15 protein-coding genes and 2 pseudogenes are annotated in these 17,447 nt (G+C 69.8%); 3 read left to right on the top strand and 14 right to left on the bottom strand.

Annotated elements, in window-relative coordinates; genetic code table 11:
• From KUTG_RS24610 to ftsH, 8 genes and pseudogenes are all read right to left on the bottom strand, one after another.
• A partial coding sequence (locus tag KUTG_RS24610) for a DUF6779 domain-containing protein (protein ID WP_369794504.1) occupies positions 1 to 609 on the bottom strand: 609 nt, incomplete at its 3' end.
• 146 nt (positions 610 to 755) lie between these two features.
• The gene (locus KUTG_RS65315; protein WP_255360932.1) at positions 756 to 962 is read right to left on the bottom strand and encodes a DUF3180 family protein; all 207 of its coding nucleotides are present in this window, start codon (positions 960 to 962) and stop codon (positions 756 to 758) included.
• Positions 963 to 1,023: 61 nt separating this feature from the next.
• Positions 1,024 to 1,359 (bottom strand): annotated as a pseudogene (locus KUTG_RS65320) (DUF3180 domain-containing protein); the annotation flags it as partial.
• Positions 1,242 to 1,730, bottom strand: coding sequence for a 2-amino-4-hydroxy-6-hydroxymethyldihydropteridine diphosphokinase (folK, locus tag KUTG_RS24620; protein WP_043719948.1), 489 nt, complete (start codon positions 1,728 to 1,730; stop codon positions 1,242 to 1,244). The pseudogene KUTG_RS65320 and the gene folK, both read right to left, overlap by 118 nt.
• On the bottom strand, positions 1,727 to 2,089 hold the full coding sequence (gene folB, locus KUTG_RS24625) for a dihydroneopterin aldolase (RefSeq protein WP_043719949.1): 363 nt from the start codon (positions 2,087 to 2,089) through the stop codon (positions 1,727 to 1,729). The genes folK and folB overlap by 4 nt, the downstream gene beginning before the upstream one ends.
• Before the next feature lie 304 nt (positions 2,090 to 2,393).
• Entirely contained in the window at positions 2,394 to 3,197 is an 804-nt protein-coding gene (folP, locus tag KUTG_RS24630) for a dihydropteroate synthase (RefSeq protein ID WP_052396665.1), read from the bottom strand.
• 39 nt (positions 3,198 to 3,236) lie between these two features.
• On the bottom strand, positions 3,237 to 3,824 hold the full coding sequence (gene folE, locus KUTG_RS24635; RefSeq protein WP_043719953.1) for a GTP cyclohydrolase I FolE: 588 nt from the start codon (positions 3,822 to 3,824) through the stop codon (positions 3,237 to 3,239).
• A gap of 287 nt (positions 3,825 to 4,111) precedes the next feature.
• A pseudogene (gene ftsH, locus KUTG_RS24640) lies at positions 4,112 to 6,129 on the bottom strand (ATP-dependent zinc metalloprotease FtsH); the annotation flags it as partial.
• A gap of 497 nt (positions 6,130 to 6,626) precedes the next feature.
• On the opposite strand from ftsH, the gene KUTG_RS24645 reads away from it, so the two are divergent.
• The gene (locus tag KUTG_RS24645; RefSeq protein WP_043719955.1) at positions 6,627 to 8,348 is read left to right on the top strand and encodes a substrate-binding domain-containing protein; all 1,722 of its coding nucleotides are present in this window, start codon (positions 6,627 to 6,629) and stop codon (positions 8,346 to 8,348) included.
• Positions 8,349 to 8,444: 96 nt separating this feature from the next.
• On the opposite strand, the gene hpt is transcribed toward KUTG_RS24645, so the two are convergent.
• The 4 genes from hpt to dacB all read right to left on the bottom strand — a co-directional run bounded on the left by hpt (position 8,445) and on the right by dacB (position 13,030).
• Complete coding sequence (hpt, locus tag KUTG_RS24650) at positions 8,445 to 8,999, bottom strand: hypoxanthine phosphoribosyltransferase (protein WP_043719958.1); 555 nt, start codon at positions 8,997 to 8,999, stop codon at positions 8,445 to 8,447.
• Between the two features lie 41 nt (positions 9,000 to 9,040).
• Positions 9,041 to 10,015: a tRNA lysidine(34) synthetase TilS gene (gene tilS, locus KUTG_RS24655; RefSeq protein WP_043719959.1), complete on the bottom strand. Its 975-nt coding sequence runs from the start codon at positions 10,013 to 10,015 to the stop codon at positions 9,041 to 9,043.
• A 117-nt stretch (positions 10,016 to 10,132) separates the two neighbouring features.
• Entirely contained in the window at positions 10,133 to 11,206 is a 1,074-nt protein-coding gene (locus tag KUTG_RS24660) for a zinc-dependent metalloprotease (RefSeq protein WP_232240925.1), read from the bottom strand.
• Between the two features lie 45 nt (positions 11,207 to 11,251).
• The gene (gene dacB / locus KUTG_RS24665) at positions 11,252 to 13,030 is read right to left on the bottom strand and encodes a D-alanyl-D-alanine carboxypeptidase/D-alanyl-D-alanine endopeptidase (RefSeq protein ID WP_084579764.1); all 1,779 of its coding nucleotides are present in this window, start codon (positions 13,028 to 13,030) and stop codon (positions 11,252 to 11,254) included.
• Positions 13,031 to 13,684: 654 nt separating this feature from the next.
• Here dacB and KUTG_RS24675 point away from each other — a divergent pair.
• Together KUTG_RS24675 and KUTG_RS24680 are read left to right on the top strand one after the other, a co-directional pair.
• On the top strand, positions 13,685 to 14,110 hold the full coding sequence (locus tag KUTG_RS24675; RefSeq protein ID WP_198047302.1) for a hypothetical protein: 426 nt from the start codon (positions 13,685 to 13,687) through the stop codon (positions 14,108 to 14,110).
• A 338-nt stretch (positions 14,111 to 14,448) separates the two neighbouring features.
• Entirely contained in the window at positions 14,449 to 14,967 is a 519-nt protein-coding gene (locus tag KUTG_RS24680; protein WP_043719961.1) for an inorganic diphosphatase, read from the top strand.
• Between the two features lie 184 nt (positions 14,968 to 15,151).
• On the opposite strand, the gene KUTG_RS24685 is transcribed toward KUTG_RS24680, so the two are convergent.
• A complete protein-coding gene (locus KUTG_RS24685) occupies positions 15,152 to 16,843 on the bottom strand; it encodes an MDR family MFS transporter (protein ID WP_043719963.1) in 1,692 nt (563 codons plus the stop codon).
• Positions 16,843 to 17,352, bottom strand: a complete 510-nt coding sequence (locus KUTG_RS24690; RefSeq protein WP_052395376.1) for a MarR family winged helix-turn-helix transcriptional regulator — start codon at positions 17,350 to 17,352, stop codon at positions 16,843 to 16,845. The genes KUTG_RS24685 and KUTG_RS24690 overlap by 1 nt, the downstream gene beginning before the upstream one ends.
• Between the last annotated feature and the right edge of the window lie 95 nt (positions 17,353 to 17,447).

Here is a 17,447-nt window from a genome sequence, read left to right on the forward strand (position 1 = left end):
CGTCGGTCTGGGCGTTGTTGCTTCGCACCGGCTGGGGGACGGCTCCGGACGGCTCGGCTCGGGCCGACGCGGGGCCGGCTCCTTGGCCCGCATCGGCTCGTGCGCAATGCGCTCGATCAGCTCGGTCGGCAGCACCGACTTGTCCGACGGCGTCTCCTTGCGGACCGAACCGACGGTGATCGGCTTGCGGTCCTCCTTGGCGATGATCCGGTCCTCGCCCACGGCCAGCAGCCGCGACTGGTCGGACAGCGACCGCATCCGCGTGGACTCCGCGCGCAACGCCACCCGCTCGACCAGGACCTCGCCGCCCAGCAGCGCCTCGAGGTTCTCCCGCAGCGCACGCAGCTCGCCGCGCAGCGCGTCCAGGTCCTCGCGGGACTCCTCCTCGACCCGGCGGCGGGTCTCGGCCTCGATCTCCAGCTCGTACTCCCGCCGGGCCGCGACCTCGCGCTCCAGCTCCAGCTCGTAGACGGCCTGCAGGTCGGCGACCTCGTCCTCGCTGGCGGCGGCCTCTCGGCGGTACTTGACCGCCAGGAACGCGCCCACCAGGGCGGCCCACAGCGCCGCGAGGACGCCGAGGCGCAAGAACCTCGCGTCGTTGCTCAGCACGAGGACGGCGGTCCGGCGATGGCCAGGACGAGAACCGCTACCAGGAGTAGCCGACCGTATCCACGACTGTCACCGCGCTCGCCTTCGGTCAAGCCGCTGCGGCCGGTCATGGGCTCTACGGTACCGGTCAGTTACCCGAACGAGACCTACCCGGACCCGATTGGCCCCTCAACGGAGGCCGACGTTGTCATCCTGCTGCGGAGGATCCGGGTCTTGCAGCAGTGCTCCAACCACAAAGCGGCGGCAACCAGCGCGGCCGAACCGACCAGTCCGATGAACGCGGTCGTCTGGTCCGCACCCGCCGCCGGGGACACCACCCCCGGCAGGACCGTGACCACCACGCCGGCCCACATTTCCGGCTATGAACGCGCCCACCAGCGACGACGCCTTGGCCAAGGCGACCGCCCGCGCGGCGGTCAGCGGCTGCACCGGCCGGGCCCCCGGCTTGCCGGTGATCCGGTTGCGCAGCTGCCAGGCCAGGATCGCCTCTACCACCGCCAGCACGCCGAAAGTCACGCCGGCCAGCCGCGGCAGCGTCGGTAGGTCCGCGTAGGCCAGCCGCAGCACGATCGCCGTCAGCAGGGCCGCCACCAGCGCTATGCCGAACAGGTCTCGGATTCTCGTGAACTTCATCACCACTCCAGCCGGAGATCGTCCCGGCGGCGCACTCCGTCGGCGCTCAACCCGGCCATAACGTCCTTGATCGGGCCGTGTCCGGCCAGCACCGCGCCAGGCTCGATGTCCAGCCATGGAATCAGCACCGTGGCCCGCTCGGGAGTGCCCGGATGGGGCAACACCAACTCAGGATGCACAGAAGTCACACCGTCCACAGTGACCACATCGACATCAAGCGTGCGCGGGCCCCAGTGTTTCGTCCGGACCCGACCGGCCTCGTTCTCCAGCCGCTGCCCCAACCGCAGCCAGCCCCACTCGTCGAGCTCGTCGGCCTCGACGATGACGACCGCGTTCAGGAAGTCGGGCTGATCCTCCACGCCCCACGCCGCCGTCTCGTAGATCGGGGACACGGCCTGGAGGTGCTCGCGCAGGCCCGTCACGGCGCCCTGGAGCAACGCGAACCGGTCCCCCAGGTTGGAACCCAGCGACAGCACCGCCCGTGTCACGAGCGGCCCCGGCGCACCGTGACCGCAACGTCCTGGAAGGACAGCGGAATCGGCGCCGACGGCTTGTGCACCGTCACCTCGACCTCGCGCACCCGCTCGTCCATCAACACCTCGTCGGCGATGTCGCCCGCGACCGTCTCGATGAGATCCCGCGGATCGCCGGCCACGATCGCCGCCACCCGCTCCGCCAGCTCGCCGTAGTGCATGGTCTGGGTCAGGTCGTCGCTCGCCGCCGCGGCCGTCAGGTCCATCCACACCGTCACGTCGATCAGGAAGTCCTGCCCGTCGCGCTTCTCGTGCTCGAACACACCGTGATAGCCACGCACCCGCAGCCCGGTCAACGTGATCCGGTCGCTCACTGCGGCACCTCGCTAGCGCTCGGTGTCCGCATTCGCGGACGCACTGCGCTGAATGACTCGCTCGCAAGCTCGCTCACTGCGGCACCTCGCAAGCGCTCGATGTCCGCATTCGCGGACGCACTGCGCTGAATGACTCGCTCGCAAGCTCGCTCACTGCGGCACCTCGCAAGCGCTCGATGTCCGCATTCGCGGACGCTCTGCGCTGAATGACTCGCTCGCAAGCTCGCTCACTGCGGCACCTCGCAAGCGCTCGATGTCCGCATTCGCGGACGCACTGCGCTGAATGACTCGCTCACAAGCTCGCTCATTCGCCGCTTCCCCTCTGCCAGGCCCGCACCACCAGCGCCGCGTCCATCGACCGGCCGACGTCGTGCACCCGCACGCCCCACACGCCCGCCGCCGCGGCCAGCGCGGTGATCGTCGTCGTCGCCACCTCACGCCCGTCCGGCGGCCTCGGATTGCCGTCGGCGTCGGCCAGCAGCGCGCCGAGAAAGCGTTTGCGGGACGCCCCGACCAGCAGCGGGAAACCCATGCCCAGCAACTGGTCCAAGCCGTGCAGCAGGGCCCAGTCGTGCTCGCGCCGCTTGGCGAAGCCCAGCCCCGGGTCCAGCACCAGCGCGTCGGCCGACACCCCGGCCGCCAGCGCCGCGTCCACCCGTGCCGACAGCTCGTCGCGCACCTCGGCCACCACGTCCCGGTAGGTCGCCAGGTCGGTCATGTTCTTGCTGTGGCCCCGCCAGTGCATCAGGATCCACGGCGCCCCGCTGACCGCGACCACCTTGGCCATCTGCGGGTCGGCCAGGCCGCCCGACACGTCGTTGACCACCGCCGCGCCCGCGCCCAGGGCCGCGTCCGCCACGACGGCCCGGGTCGTGTCCACGCTGACCAGCACGCCCTGGGCCGACAGCTGCTCGATCACCGGCACCACCCGGGCGATCTCCACATCCGCGTCCACCCGGTCCGCCCCCGGCCGCGTCGACTCGCCGCCCACGTCCACCAGGTCCGCGCCGCGTTCCCACAGCTCAAGGCCGTGCCGCACGGCATCCTCGGTGTGCAGATACCGCCCGCCGTCCGAGAAGGAGTCGGCGGTGACGTTCACCACACCCATCACGACGCAGCGGTCGGGATTCGGCAACCGGCTGTGCACCTAACGTCCCTTGATCAGTTCGATCGCCTCGGCCCGCGAGGTCGCCGAAGTCTTGAATATCCCCCGCACCGCCGACGTCGTCGTCCGCGTGCCCGGCTTTCGCACCCCGCGCATCGCCATGCACAGATGCTCCGCCTCGACCACCACGATCGCCCCGCGTGGATTCAACTTCGCCATCAGCGAGTCCGCCACCTGCGAGGTCAGCCGCTCCTGCACCTGCGGCCGCCGCGCATACAGATCCACCAGCCGCGCCAGCTTCGACAATCCCGTCACCCGACCATCCGCATTCGGAATATAGCCGACATGCGCAACCCCATGGAATGGGACCAAATGGTGTTCACAGGTCGAGTACATCGGAATGTCGGTGACGAGAACCAATTCCTCATGGCTTTCGTCGAATGTCTTCTCGAGGACGGATTCCGGGTCGGTGTACAGGCCGGCGAACAGCTCGCGGTAGGAGCGGGCGACCCGGGCCGGGGTGTCCCGAAGGCCGTCGCGCTCGGGGTCCTCGCCGCAGGCGATGAGCAGCTCGCGGACGGCCGCCTCGGCGCGCGCCCGGTCGAACCGCCCATGAGCGCCCTTTACAATGACCTTATAAGTGAACGTGACTCAGCATCCTTCAAATCTTCGGTGGACGGCTCGTTTATACGTGGAGCCCCGTTCGGCTATATAGGTGGGGTAGCGGTATCCCAAGGGTCGGCCGAACGGAAGAGTTATTTAAAAAGTTCACTGTCGTTACTATTTTGTGCTGCTGGGCCTGGTACAGATGGGGCGCAACGGAATTTCCAGCGCAGGAATAGCGCGAGTCTCTTGGTCAACGCATCGGGTCGCGAGACCTGACCATTTATTCGCCCGATATAGAGTTTAAGGATGGTGCCGGGCAGCTCGCCGCCGCCGGGAACGGTCGCGACCGGGGTGGGCGCGGGCTCCGGCTCGGGCGCGTCCTCCGGACCGGGGGCCACGGCTCGCCGCGCTCCTTGGCCAGCTCGCCGGGGGTCTTGACCGGCGGCTTGTCGGACGGGGTGCGGTTGCCGAAGTTGTTGAACTCGGTGATCCGCGGCCGCTTCTGCACCCGGGCGAAGACCCGCTCCAGGTCCTTCTGGTGCAGCGTCTCCTTGTCCACCAGCTCCAGCACGAGGTCGTCGAGCACGTCGCGGTAGGTGTTGAGCACCTGCCACGCCTCGTCGTGCGCGGCCTCGATGAGCTTGCGCACTTCCTCGTCGATCTCGTGCGCGACCTCGAGGGAGTAGTCCGGCGCGTGCGACATCTGGCGGCCGAGGAACGGCTCGCCCTCGTGCTGGCCGTACTTCACGGCGCCGAGGCGGGCGCTCATGCCGTAGTCGGCGACCATCGCGCGGGCGATCTTGGTGGCCTGCTCGATGTCGTTGGAGGCACCGGTGGTGGGCTCGTGGAAGACCAGCTCCTCGGCGGCGCGGCCGCCGAGCGCGAACACCAGCCGGGCGATCATCTCGGACCTGGTCATCAGGTCCTTGTCCTCCTCGGGCACCGACAGCGTGTGGCCGCCGGTGCGGCCGCGCGCCAGGATGGTGACCTTGTAGACGGGGTCGATGTCCGGCATGGCCCACGCGGCCAGGGCGTGCCCGGCCTCGTGGTACGCGGTGATCTTCTTCTCCTTCTCGGAGATGATCTTGCTCTTGCGGGCCGGTCCGCCGATCACGCGGTCGACCGACTCCTCCAGCGCGGCGCCGGTGATGATGGTGCCGTTGTGCCGGGCGGTGAGCAGGGCGGCCTCGTTGATCACGTTGGCCAGGTCGGCCCCGGAGAAGCCCACGGTGCGCTTGGCCAGGCCGTCGAGGTCGGCGTCCTGGGCCAACGGCTTGCCCTTGGCGTGCACCCGCAGGATGGCCTGGCGGCCACGCATGTCGGGGGCGCCGACGGGGATCTGCCGGTCGAAGCGGCCCGGGCGCAGCAGCGCCGGGTCCAGGATGTCGGGCCGGTTGGTGGCCGCGATCAGGATGATGCCGCCACGCGAGTCGAAGCCGTCCATCTCGACCAGCAGCTGGTTGAGGGTCTGCTCGCGCTCGTCGTGGCCGCCGCCGAGGCCCGCGCCGCGGTGCCGGCCGACGGCGTCGATCTCGTCGACGAAGATGATGCACGGGGCGTTCTGCTTGGCCTGCTCGAACAGGTCACGCACGCGGGAGGCGCCGACACCGACGAACATCTCGACGAAGTCCGAGCCGGAGATCGAGTAGAACGGCACCCCGGCCTCGCCGGCGACGGCCCGGGCCAGCAGGGTCTTGCCGGTGCCCGGCGGGCCGTAGAGCAGCACGCCCTTGGGGATCTTGGCGCCGAGCGCCTGATATCGGCCGGGATTCTGCAGGAAGTCCTTGATCTCGTGGAGTTCCTCGACGGCCTCGTCAGCGCCGGCGACGTCGCCGAACGTCGTCTTGGGCATGTCCTTGGACAGCTGCTTGGCCCGGGACTTGCCGAAGTTCAGCACCCGGTTGCCGCCGCCCTGGACGTTGTTCATCATCCACATCAACACCAGCAGCAGCAGGCCGATGGGCACCAGGATGATGAGCATCTGCACGAACGCCGACTCGGTGGTGACCTTCACGTCATAGGAGCCGACCTTGTTGGCCGGGTCCTGAAGCATCCGGAAGATCGCGTCCTCGGACCCGTTGGCCGGAATGAACGTGATGATCTGGGAGTGCCCGTTGAACGGCGTGTTCAGGTCGAGCCGGAGCCGCTGCTCCTTGTCGTCCAGTTGGGCGGCCTTGACATTGCCCTTCTGCACCTGGCTAATTGCATCCGAGGTCTGCACCTGGGTGTAGCCACGGGTGTCATCGGCCAGCACGTTGATGGCCAGATAGACAACAACCGCCGCCACGATCCAGATCAGCGGGTTGCGGAGAACGCGCTTGCGGTCCATGCACCTACGGCCGTCACGCGGCCTCGACCCTCCCTGCGTTTACGTCAAGCCCTGCCTCACGACACTGCTCAACACGTCGAGCGGCGATGTCACCGCCTTCGGCGGGACAGCCCCGTTCAGCTAGCTTACCGCCCGCCGCCGTCGGACCACGGTCGGAAGTTCGGCGCTGGGCCGGCGGCGGCCTCATGACGCTCCCAACGTTCGGAGCAGGGACGGGGTTCCCCGACATGACCGGAGACACGCCGCCGCCATTCGGGTTGAACCGCGCTCGCGGCGGCCACGTACCTCCGTGGGCCGCACTGCACCGGAAGAAGGAGGGCACCCGGGTGCCAACGCCACTGACACGATGACCTGTTCGGCCCAGGGAGCTGCGCTGTTCGGTCCAATCCGACCGGACGGGGCCCGCGGCTGTTACAGCCCGGGGCCCCCACGTCGACGATCCGAGGAGAACAGCCCGCGCCCGCTCTGGACGCCGACCAGGAGGTTCGCGCACCACCATGTCTACGCCAACAGGAGCCCACCGGCCGCCTTCCCGGCCGGAGCGGGGTCGAAAGTGGCACTTCTTCCTGCCCATTCTGGTCGCCGTGCTGGCCGTGGGCGGGGTTGTGGTGGCCAACACGGCCAACTCGGTCCGGTGCGCAGGCCAGGTGCCGCTGAGGGTGGCGGTGACACCGAGCGCGGCCCCCGCGGTGCAGTCGGTGGCCGACGCCTTCGAGCACGACCAGTCCTCGGTCAACGGGCAGTGCGTAAAGGTGTCCGTGGTCAGCGAGGGCTCGGCCGACGTGGTGCAGTCGCTGCCGACAAGACCCATCGACCCGCCGGCGCTGTGGATCCCGGACTCGTCGCTGTGGGTGTCGACGGCGCAGGGCCTGGACAACAAGGACCCGGTGAACAGCCCCAAGCTGGCCGAGCACCCCTCGCTGGCGTCGTCGCCGCTGGTGGTCTCGGCCAGCACGGCGCAGGCCACCAAACTGGGCTGGCCCAAGTCGCCGGTGAGCTGGCAGCGGCTGGTGACCGGGCAGACCCCGATCGCGATCACCGATCCGCTGACCAACACCGAGGGCGTCGCGACGCTCGGCCTGGCCCAGGGCCTGTTGCCGGCGCAGTCCAACGGGTTGCCGCCGCAGGAGCTGATCGCCGTGCTGCTGCGGCTGCGCGGCACCACGTTGAACTCGGTGAGCGACGGGTTCGACAACATCCGCAGGGACCCGGCCAACGCGCTGCTGTTCACCACCACCGAGCAGTCGGTGGTGTCGTACAACGTGGAGACCGCGGCCCCGTCCAAGGCGGTGGCGATCTACCCGGCCGAGGGCACCGTGCTGTTCGACTACCCCCTCGTGCGCGTGACCACGAAGAACGAGGTCTCCGGCACCGACTCGGCCGCCGCCGCCTTCGAGCAGGAGCTGCGCTCGGCGCGGTCGTCCGGCATCTTCAGCGCCGCCGGCTTCCGTGACCCGAAGGGCACCGCCTCGGCCAGCTGGGGCGGCAAGGACGGCGTGCAGGCCGCGACCCCGCCGCTGCTGCCGGCACCGTCGGCCGCTCAGGTCGGCACCGTGCTGCGGGCGTGGAACGTCGTGCACCTGGACGGGCGGACCCTGGCCGTGATCGACGTGTCCGGCTCGATGACCTCGCCCATGCCCGGCGGGCAGACCCGGATCGAGGTCGCCCGGGACGGAGCCCTGGCCGCGATGGCCCTGATGCCCGACAGCACGTACGTGGGGCTTTGGGCGTTCTCGCAGCAGCAGGGGCCGCCCAACGACTGGAAGGAACTGGTGCCGCTCGGGCCGCTCGGCGGCCAGGTCAACGGCGTCAACCAGCGGTTCGCGCTGCAACAGGCGGCGACGGCGCTGCCGGGCCGGGTGCGGGGCGGCACCGCTCTCTACGACACGGCCTTCGCCGCGTACGAGACGCTGCGTGACGACTTCGACCCGACCAAGGTCAACGCCGTCGTGCTGATCACCGACGGCAAGAACGAGAAGACCGGCGGCCTGGACCTCAACGGCCTGCTGCAGATGCTGCGGGCCCAGGCCGACCAGTCCAAGCCGGTCGAGGTGATCGGCATCGGGCTGGGGCCGGACGCCGACATGAACGCCCTGCAGCAGATCGCCGCGGTCACCAACGGCAAGGCCTACCAGGCCATCGACGCCGCCTCGTTCCGCGGCGTCCTGTTCGACGCCCTGAGCCGCCGCCCCTGCGGCAACACCACCACCGGCTGCTGACCTTTTGTCAGGAAGGGCCCCTTACTGACGTTGAACGTCAGTAAGGGGCCCTTCCTGACGTTCAACGTCAGTATCCGTCCCTTGATCTTGCTCGGGTCAGCTCGAGTAGACCTTCGGGTCCAGGGTGCCGATGTAGGGCAGGTCCCGGTAGCGCTCCGCGTAGTCGAGGCCGTAGCCGACCACGAACTCGTTGGGGATGTCGAAGCCCACGTACTTCACCGGCACGTCCACCTTGACCGCGTCCGGCTTGCGCAGCAGGGCGCACACCTCCAGCGAGGCCGGGCGGCGCGAGGCCAGGTTCTTCAGCAGCCAGGACAGCGTCAGACCGGAGTCGACGATGTCCTCGATGATGAGCACGTTGCGGCCGGCGATGTCCCGGTCCAGGTCCTTGAGGATGCGCACCACGCCCGAGGAGGACGTGGAGGATCCGTAGGAACTGACGGCCATGAACTCCAGCTGGACCGGCACCGGGAGAGCTCTGGCCATGTCGGTCATGAACATCACCGCGCCCTTGAGCACGCCGACCAGCAACAGGTCCGAGCCGTCCTCGCCGACGGGATAGTCCGCGGCGACCTGCTTGGCCAGTTCCTGGGTCTTGTCGCTGATCTGCTGCTCGGTGATGAGCACGGAGGCGATGTCGCCCTCGTACACGGGCCGCTTCCCCTCTTTCGGCCTAGGTGCGTGGCCCCTGCTCAGGGCGACGCTCGGACTAGTTGCAGCCTGCCATGTGCGCGCTGCGCCACCAAGCTGCCTCGGAGCAACACGCCCCCCTGACCTCGCCATTCACCGATCAGTGCGTCCACGTCACGCAGTTGGGCATCGGTGAGTTCAGTCACACCCCGTCGCCTCAGCCAGGCTCGCAGCACCCGCCGCCGGACCGCCGCCGGCGTGTCGGCCAGGCTGCGCGTGTCGAGCTCCTCGGGGTCGCCCACCAGCATTTCCGCCGCGATCGCGTCCAGGGCGTCGTTGTCCTCCCGCAGCTGCGCCGCCGTCCGGGCCAGCGCGTCCGCCACACCTCCTTGCAGCACGTCCTCCAGCAGCGGCAGCACTTCCCGGCGCAGGCGCACCCTCGTGAACGCCGGGTCCACGTTGTGTGGATCACTCCAGTAGGCCAACCCTTGCGCCGTGCAGGCGCGCTCCGTCTGGGCTCTTGTCACGCCCAGCAGCGGCCTGCCCCAGGGTGGATCCAGCGGCCTCATGCCCGCGATCGACCTCGGCCCTGAGCCCCGGCCCAGGCCCAGCAGCACGGTCTCCGCCTGGTCGTCCCGGGTATGCCCTAGCAGCACGATCGCGTCCTCGGCCGGCAGCGCCCGCCTCAGCACCTCGTACCGGGCCCGCCTCGCCGCCGCCTCCATGCCGCCCGGGCCTTCGACCTTCGTCGCGAGCACCGTCACGTGCGGCAGGCCCAGCTCCTTGAGCTGCTCCGCCGCCGTCTCCGCGATCTTGTCCGAGCCCGGTTGCAGGCCGTGGTCCACGATCAGGCCGTGCACGGTCAGGTTCAGCCTGCGCGCCTGATGCTGCGCCGCCGCCGCCAGCGCCAGGGAATCGGCCCCGCCTGACACCGCCACCGCCAGCTGGCCACTGCTCAGATGCCCGGCCTTCCGCGCGGCAGTCACCAGGCGGCGCACCGCTGTGCGAACCACGGACACCGCTTCATCCGGCCTCAACGAAATCAGCCCCCTCCCTATCCCAGGGGGGCGTCCCCAAGCCCAGTCTACCAGCGACAACCCGCAGTTGATCTTGAAACGGGGGTGGCTGTGGACAAGTCGGGGCTTGTGGACAACTCAGGGCTGGACCCGGCGGAGCCAGGCGGCGGGGTCGGCGATCTCGGCGCGGGAGGGCAGGGTCTCGGGTGAGGTCCACACGGTGTTGAAGCCGGGCATGCCGACGGCGTCGACGACGTGGCGGGTGAAGGCGGCGCCCTCGGCGTACTGGCGGATCTTGGCCTCGACGCCGAGCACGGCCCGCAGCACACGGTCGAGCACGCCGCCGCCCTTGCGGCGGGCGGTGAAGCGTGACCGAAGCGTGGTCACCGACGGCACGACGACGGGGCCGACGGCGTCCATGACGTGGTCGGCATGGCCTTCGAGCAGGGTGGACAGCGCGACCAGGCGGTCGAGCACGGCCCGCTGCTCGGGGGACTGGATGAGCTCCATCAAGGCGGTGGGGCCCTCGGTGGGGACGGACTTGAGCCGGTCACGGGCGGAACGGACCATCTCGGGGATGCGGTTGAAGGCCCCGACGGCGGTGTCGTCCATGACCGACAGCAGCTGCCCGACCTGGGAGGAGAAGTAGTCCCGCAGCCAGGGCACGGCGGTGAACTGGAGCCGGTGGGTGCCCTCGTGCAGGCACACCCACATGCTGAAGTCGCTCGCGGGCACGTCCATGGCCTGCCTCGCCGCCACGATGTTGGGCGCGACGAGCAGGAGACGGCCGCCGCCGCCGAACGGGTCGTACTGGCCGAGCACCCGCGAGCTGAGGAAGGCCAGCACCATGCCGGCCTGCACGCCGGCGGTGCCGGCGAGGACGCCGCCCAACGGGCCGGGCATCGTCGCGGGCATGGCGCCCTCAGTGAGCAGCGCGAGGCCCTCGCTGGCGGCACGGACCCAGCCATGGCGGTCCACGACCTGGCCTTCGAGCAGGGGAAGCCCGTGCCCGAGCCCGGTCAGCTCGCGCACGTGCAACTCGGCGGCGCCGGTCATGTCGCGCAGTTCGCGCACGACGGCGTCGGCCTCCGCCCTGGGCACGGTCGGGCCGGACCGGATCAACCGCTGGGCGGTCGACGCGGCGACCGACCAGTCCACCGGTGACGGAGGACCACCGTCGGGCAGGGACCTGGCTGCGTTTCCCGCGTTCACGACCTCGACGCTACCTTGGGTGACGCGGCATCCGCAGCAGCCGAATCAGCGGCATCCGCAGCCACGCAGCGCGGCGGCCACGGCGTCCAGCGCGGCCCGGCCCTGCTCGATCTGGGATCCGTTGGACATCAAGGCGAAGGCCAGCACCTTGCCGTCGGTGTCCTGCACGATGCCGGTCAGCGTGTTCACGCCGTCGAGCGTGCCGGTCTTGGCCCGCACCCAGCCCTTGCCCGGCGCGGACGTGGCGTCGCCGTACCGATCGGACAGCGTGCCGCTGCCGCCGGCGACCGGCAGCCCGTTGAGCAGCGGCCGCAGCTTGGCCACCCGCGGGTCGCTGCCGCCGTCCGGCCCGGCGGCCACGGTCATGATCGAGCTGAGCAGCTTGGCCGTCACCCGGTCCTGAGTGGACAGTCCGCTGCCGTCGGACATGGTCACGCCGGTGAGGTCGAAGTTGTTGTTACGCAGGATGTTCAGCACGGTGCTGGCGCCGCCGGCGAACGTGAGCGGGGCTCCGGCCTGCTTGGCCACCTCTCGGCCGATGGCCTCCGCGAGCACGTTGTCGGAGATCTGGAGCAGGTTGCTGACCATGTCGGTCAACGGCGGCGACTGCACGGAGCCGAGCACCTTCGCGTCGGCCGGGGCAGTGGCCTTCTGCACGGAGTTGGGGTCCGCGCCGAGCCGGCGGGCGAACTCCTTGGCGGCGTCGGTGTCCGGGGTCGCGGTCCGGGCCGGCTCCGACACGGTCGGCCGGCTGCGGCCGCCGTCCAGCATGATCGGCGTGATCGGGGCGACGGACCCGCCGGCGATGTCGCTGGTCTCCCAGCCGGGCGCCATCGGTTCGCCGCTGTAGCGGGTGGTGTCCAGCAGGACCTTGTGGACGGTGCCGTTGGTCGCCTTCTTCACCTGCGCGACCAGGTCGTCAAGGCGGGCCGCGCCGGGATAGACGGTCTCCTTGCCGGCCGGCAGCGAGGACAGCGACGGGTCACCGCCGCCGACCAGGATCACCGTGTCGGGGTCGGGGCCGGCGACGACGTTGGTGGTGAAGCGGAACTGCGGGTCCAATGACAACAGGGCGGCTGTCATGGTCAGCAGCTTGCCGGCGGACGCGGGCGTCAGCGGGGTGTTGGAGTTGTGGTCCCACAACGTGGTGCCGGTCGCCGGGTCGACGACGCTGCCGGTGAGCGTGCCCAGCGCCGGCGAACCGGCCGGGCCGGCCAGCGCGGCGGCGATGCCGGCGGCGGTCGGGCTCGGCCCGTCGGCCAGCGGCTTGATCAGCAGGTTCGGGGCCGCGGGCGAGGGCGGCGGGGCCGTCGCGACGACCGTCGAGCCGCCGAATCCGGACGTTCCGAAGTAGACGGTGGCGCCGACGGCCAGCACGAGCACGATGGCCAGGCCGACCAGCAGCGGCTTGCGGGAACGTCGCGGCGCCGGCTCCTCGATGTCGTTCTCGGGAGACGTCCGCGGCGGCGGGGGCAACTGCGGCGCCGGCTGTGGGACGTCGTCGCCCAGCTCGGGACGGCCGGCCGCCGGCGGGCGGGGCACCTGGACGCGGATGGTCGGGGTGTCGTCGCCGGCATGCGGATCCGCGGGGTTGGGCAGCTGCACGGTCGGCGGGTCGAGGCGGGCGCGCTCGTTGTCCACCGGTATCGAGACCGTGTCCTCGACCGGCGAGACCGGCGGCTCGATCCGCTGGGGCTCGGCCTTGGTCGGCAGGTCGGTCAGCCTGATACGGAGCGTCTCAGGTTCCCTGGGCGCCGGCCGGGGCGGCTCCAGAACCGGTTTCTGGGCCGGGATCCGCGGCGGAATCGGCACGCGCTGAGTCACCGGTTCCCTCGGCGGAGCCGGCGGAATCCTCGACGGAGACGCGGTCTGCGGCGGAGCCGGACGCGGCGGTGAAGGTGGCGTCTGCGGCGGAGCCGGACGCGGAGGCGACGGCGGTGGCGGCGTCTGCGGCGGAGCCGGACGCGGAGGCGACGGCGGTGGCGGCGTCTGCGGCGGAGCCGGACGCGGAGGCGACGGCGGTGGCGGCGTCTGCGGCGGAGCCGGGCGTGGCGGCGTATGCGTTTGCGGCAGTGCCGGGCGTGGCGGCGTCTGGCGAGAGGCCGGTGGAGGTGTCTGCTGCCGCGGAGGCGGAGTCTGCGAGCGCTGGGGGTCCTTGACCGGCGGCGGCGGCGCCTGGACGCGCTGGGTAGCGGGCTCCTTCATCGTCCCTGGAACCGGTTTCGGCACCGGCACCTTCTGGGTGGCCGGTTCCGCCACAGGCGCGGTGTCCTGCTCCTCGGCCGTGGTCACGACCTTGTCTTCGGACCTGGCCTTGTCCTCGGACTTGGTCCTGGGTTCCGACTTGGCCTCGACCCTGGGTTCGGGCCTGGTCTCGACCCTGACTTCGGGCTGCGCCTTGACGGCTTCAGGCTTCGCCTTGACTTCGGGCTCAGGCTTGGCCTCGGTCTCGGGCTTGGTTTGAGGCTCGGGCGTGGCTTGGGTCTCGGGCTTAGCCTCGGCCTTGGCCCTGACTTCGGGCTCAGGCGTGGCTTTGGGCCCGGCCTTGACTTCGGCTTTGACCTCGGTGTCGGCCTTGGGCTTCGCCTGGTCTTCAGCCTTGCCTTCGGACTTCGCCTTGCCTTCGGTCTTCGCCTTACCTTCGGGCTCGTCGTCTCCGGGCTCGACCGCAGCCTCGGGCTCGGCCTGGCCGGATTCGATCTTGGGTCCGGCCTCAGCCGTGTCCTCGGTCTCGATCTTCCCCTCGGGCTCGACCGCGGCCTTGGCCTCAGGCTTGCCCGCACCCTCCGGCTCGGACTGGGCTTCGGACCCAGCCTTGGCTTCAGGCTCGACTTCGGTCCTGTCGTCGGGCTCGGCCTTCACGTCAGCCTTCGCCGACTCCGCCTTTTTCACCCCATCGGGTGACGCCGAATCGGCGCTCGGCCAGCCGGGCGACCCGCCGTCGTCGTCGGCCGACGGCCAGCCGACCGGGCCAGGCTCACCTGCGGCGACGGCCTGCTCCGAGACATCGTCCACCGGCCGCGTCGGCCAGGCGGGCGCCGGTTGGCCGGATTCGGGCACGAAGTCCTCCTCGACAGGGTCCGTGGCCGACACGGACCAAGCTCACACAGCTCACCAGCCCCATGGATGCCGGTGACACACGACTTGTGGTCCACACTAGTGGCGTAACCGGAGTGCCAACCCCGACGCAGCGCGCCGACCGTGGGGCACGCTTGCGCAAAGAGGCGAAACGAGCGAGGACAGTGGAGTTCGACGTCACCATCGAGATCCCCAAGGGTGTTCGGAACAAGTACGAGGTCGACCACAAGACGGGCCGGATCCGTCTGGACCGGACGCTGTTCACGGCGACCCAGTACCCGGCCGACTACGGTTTCGTGGACGACACGCTCGGCGAGGACGGGGATCCGCTCGACGCCCTCGTGCTGGTCCAGGAGCCGACGTTCCCGGGCTGCCTGATCCGGGCCCGCACGATCGGCATGTTCCGGATGACCGACGAGAAGGGCGGCGACGACAAGCTGCTCTGCGTGCCGGCCGACGACGTGCGGTCCGAGCACCTGCGTGACATCCACCACCTCAACGAGTTCCACAAGCTGGAGATCCAGCACTTCTTCGAGGTGTACAAGGACCTGGAGCCGGGCAAGAGCGTCGAGGGCGCGACCTGGGTCGGCCGGGTCGAGGCCGAGGCCGAGGTGAACCGCTCCTACAAGCGTTACCAGGACGCGATCGCCAGCGGCGCGATGGAGCCCTTCGCCAAGCACTGAGTTCTTGCCGAGCGTTCCGCGCGGGGCGAGGCCGCCAGTAAGCCGGTGCCTTCCCTTGTCCCAGGTCGATCGATGGAAAGACTCGATCGACCTGGGCCCGCGGTCCAGGCACCGGCGCGGCCTCGCGATCTACTGAGCCACAACGAAGGGCCCCTCCGCGGAGGGGCCCTTCGTTGTGCTCACATCAGTCCATCACGGGGATCAGCGGGCGCTCTTCGGCGTCCTCGCCGTCGGCGGCGCGCTGCAGACCGGACTTGGTCGACAGCGGCACCTCCCGCAGGAACCAGACCAGCGCGAACGCCACCACCGTGGTGATGCCGCCGACCAGGAACACCGTGTCCATCGCGGACGAGAAGCCCTGCAGCAGCGGCCGCGCCAACCGGGCGTCCAGCAGCTGGATGAACGAGGTGTCCTGTAGGTCGATGCTGCCGCCGCCGCTGGCCAGGCCCTTGAGGAAGCCCGCGTTGGCCGGGTTGGCCAAGACCTTCGGGTCCTGCGCCGCGGCGATGAACGACGGATCGGTACGCGCGCTCTGCAACGCGCTGCCGATCCGGTCGCCGACCACGCCGAACAGGATGGACAGCGAGATCGCCGTGCCGGCGGTGCCGCCGATGCCGCGGAAGAAGGTCGCGGACGCGGTGGCCACGCCCATGTCCTGCGGCTTGGCCACGTTCTGGATGGCCAGCACCAGCGTCTGCATGCACAGGCCGAGGCCGATGCCCATCAGCGCCATCACGAAACCGGCGTAGACCAGGCTGGTGTCCGCGTTGAGGCCGCTGAACAGGAACAGCGCGGCCGCCATCGCGCCGGTGCCGATGATCGGCAGCACCTTGTAACGACCGGTGCGGGCGATGACCTGGCCGGAGCTCAGCGACGACACCGTGATGCCGACCATCAGCGGCAGCGTGAGCAGACCGGCGTCGGTGGGCGTCTCGCCCTTGACAATCTGCAGGTACAGCGGCAGCGCGGCCAGGCCGCCGAACATGCCCATGCCGACGATGAAGTTGAGGACGTTGGCCAGGCTGAACACCGTGTTGCGGAACAGCCGCATCGGCAGCAGCGCCGCCTCGCCCATCCGCAGCTCGACGAAGATGAAGGAGACGATGCCGACGGCGCCGACGGCGAACAGCGCCAGCGACCCTGCCGAACCCCAGCCCCACTCCTGGCCCTGCTCGGCCACGATCAGCAGCGGCACGACGCCGAGGCACAGCGTGAGCGCGCCCCAGTAGTCGACCTTGTGCTGGATGCTGCGGTGCGGCAGGTTGAGCACCCGGCTGACCACGATCAGCGCGATCACGCCGATCGGGATGTTGACCAGGAACACCCAGCGCCAGCCGTCCACGCCCAGCAGCGTCGGGATGCCGGCGAAGAAGCCGCCGACCACCGGGCCGGCCACGCTGGACAGGCCGAACACGGCCAGGAAGTAGCCCTGGTACTTGCCGCGCTCACGGGCCGGGATCATGTCGCCGACGATGGCGAAGGCCAGCGACATCAGGCCGCCGGCGCCGATGCCCTGCACGGCGCGGAACGCCGCCAGCTCGTACATCGACGTGGAGATGCCGGACAGCACGGAGCCGACCAGGAAGATCGAGATCGCCGCCAGGTAGATCGGCTTGCGCCCGTAGATGTCGGACAGCTTGCCGTACAGCGGAGTCGCGATGGTGGATGTGATCAGGTACGCGGTGGTGGCCCACGCCTGCAGCGTCTGGCCGTGCAGCTGGTCGGCGATGGTGCGCATGGCCGACGAGACGATCGTCTGGTCCAGCGCGGCCAACAGCATGCCCAGCATCAGACCCGAGATCACGGTCAGGATCTGTCGCTGGGTGAACCCCCCACCGCTGACACCGGCGGTGGCCGGGGAAGCGGTCTGTGACATTACTTCTCCCCTCCCACGCCCGCCTTGTCGGCGAACGCGGTGATGAACACGGGCAGATGGCGCTCGTAGTCGGTGATGAACCGCTCGAAGAGCTCGTTGAAGCGGGCTCGGTCGCCATCGGGCCAGTGCATGATCATTTGTGCGATCTGCGCATTGCGCCGACCGCGCATGTCCGCGAGCAGGGCCAGGCCCTGCTCGGTCGCGACCAGGACGGTCGCCCGTCCGTCCTGCTTGTCCACCTGACGCTCGACCAGACCCGTCTTGACCAGCTGCGCCACCTGGCGGCTGATCGTGGACGGGTCGGAGTGCAGCGTCTCGGCCAGCGCCCCCGACCTGCGCGGACCGTGTTCGGCCAGGGTGGCCAGCAGCATGAAGGTCGGCCGGTCCATGCCGGCCTTGCTGCCGGAGGACGACACGCAGGCGAGCAACCGGTGCAGCCGCGCGATCGACATTCCGATGCCGTCGGCCACCTCCAGGTCGTCGAGCGCGACCTCACCCAGCGGAACCACGGGACTCTCCCCTGTTGCTTGTGTCATCCAACTAGTTGCCGAGTACAAGCATGCATCTCGCGCCAATGTCTTAGCAACTGAAATACCCTGTGAGC

Source organism: Kutzneria sp. 744, from assembly GCF_000568255.1.
Lineage (GTDB): Bacteria > Actinomycetota > Actinomycetes > Mycobacteriales > Pseudonocardiaceae > Kutzneria.

Excerpts from the sequence above, each read along its gene's own strand:
- KUTG_RS65315 (WP_255360932.1), bottom strand. The coding sequence starts at position 962 with ATGTGGGCCGGCGTGGTGGTCACGGTCCTGCCGGGGGTGGTGTCCCCG.
- folP (WP_052396665.1), bottom strand. The coding sequence starts at position 3,197 with ATGGGTGTGGTGAACGTCACCGCCGACTCCTTCTCGGACGGCGGGCGG.
- KUTG_RS24645 (WP_043719955.1), top strand. The coding sequence starts at position 6,627 with ATGTCTACGCCAACAGGAGCCCACCGGCCGCCTTCCCGGCCGGAGCGG.
- KUTG_RS24685 (WP_043719963.1), bottom strand. The coding sequence starts at position 16,843 with ATGTCACAGACCGCTTCCCCGGCCACCGCCGGTGTCAGCGGTGGGGGG.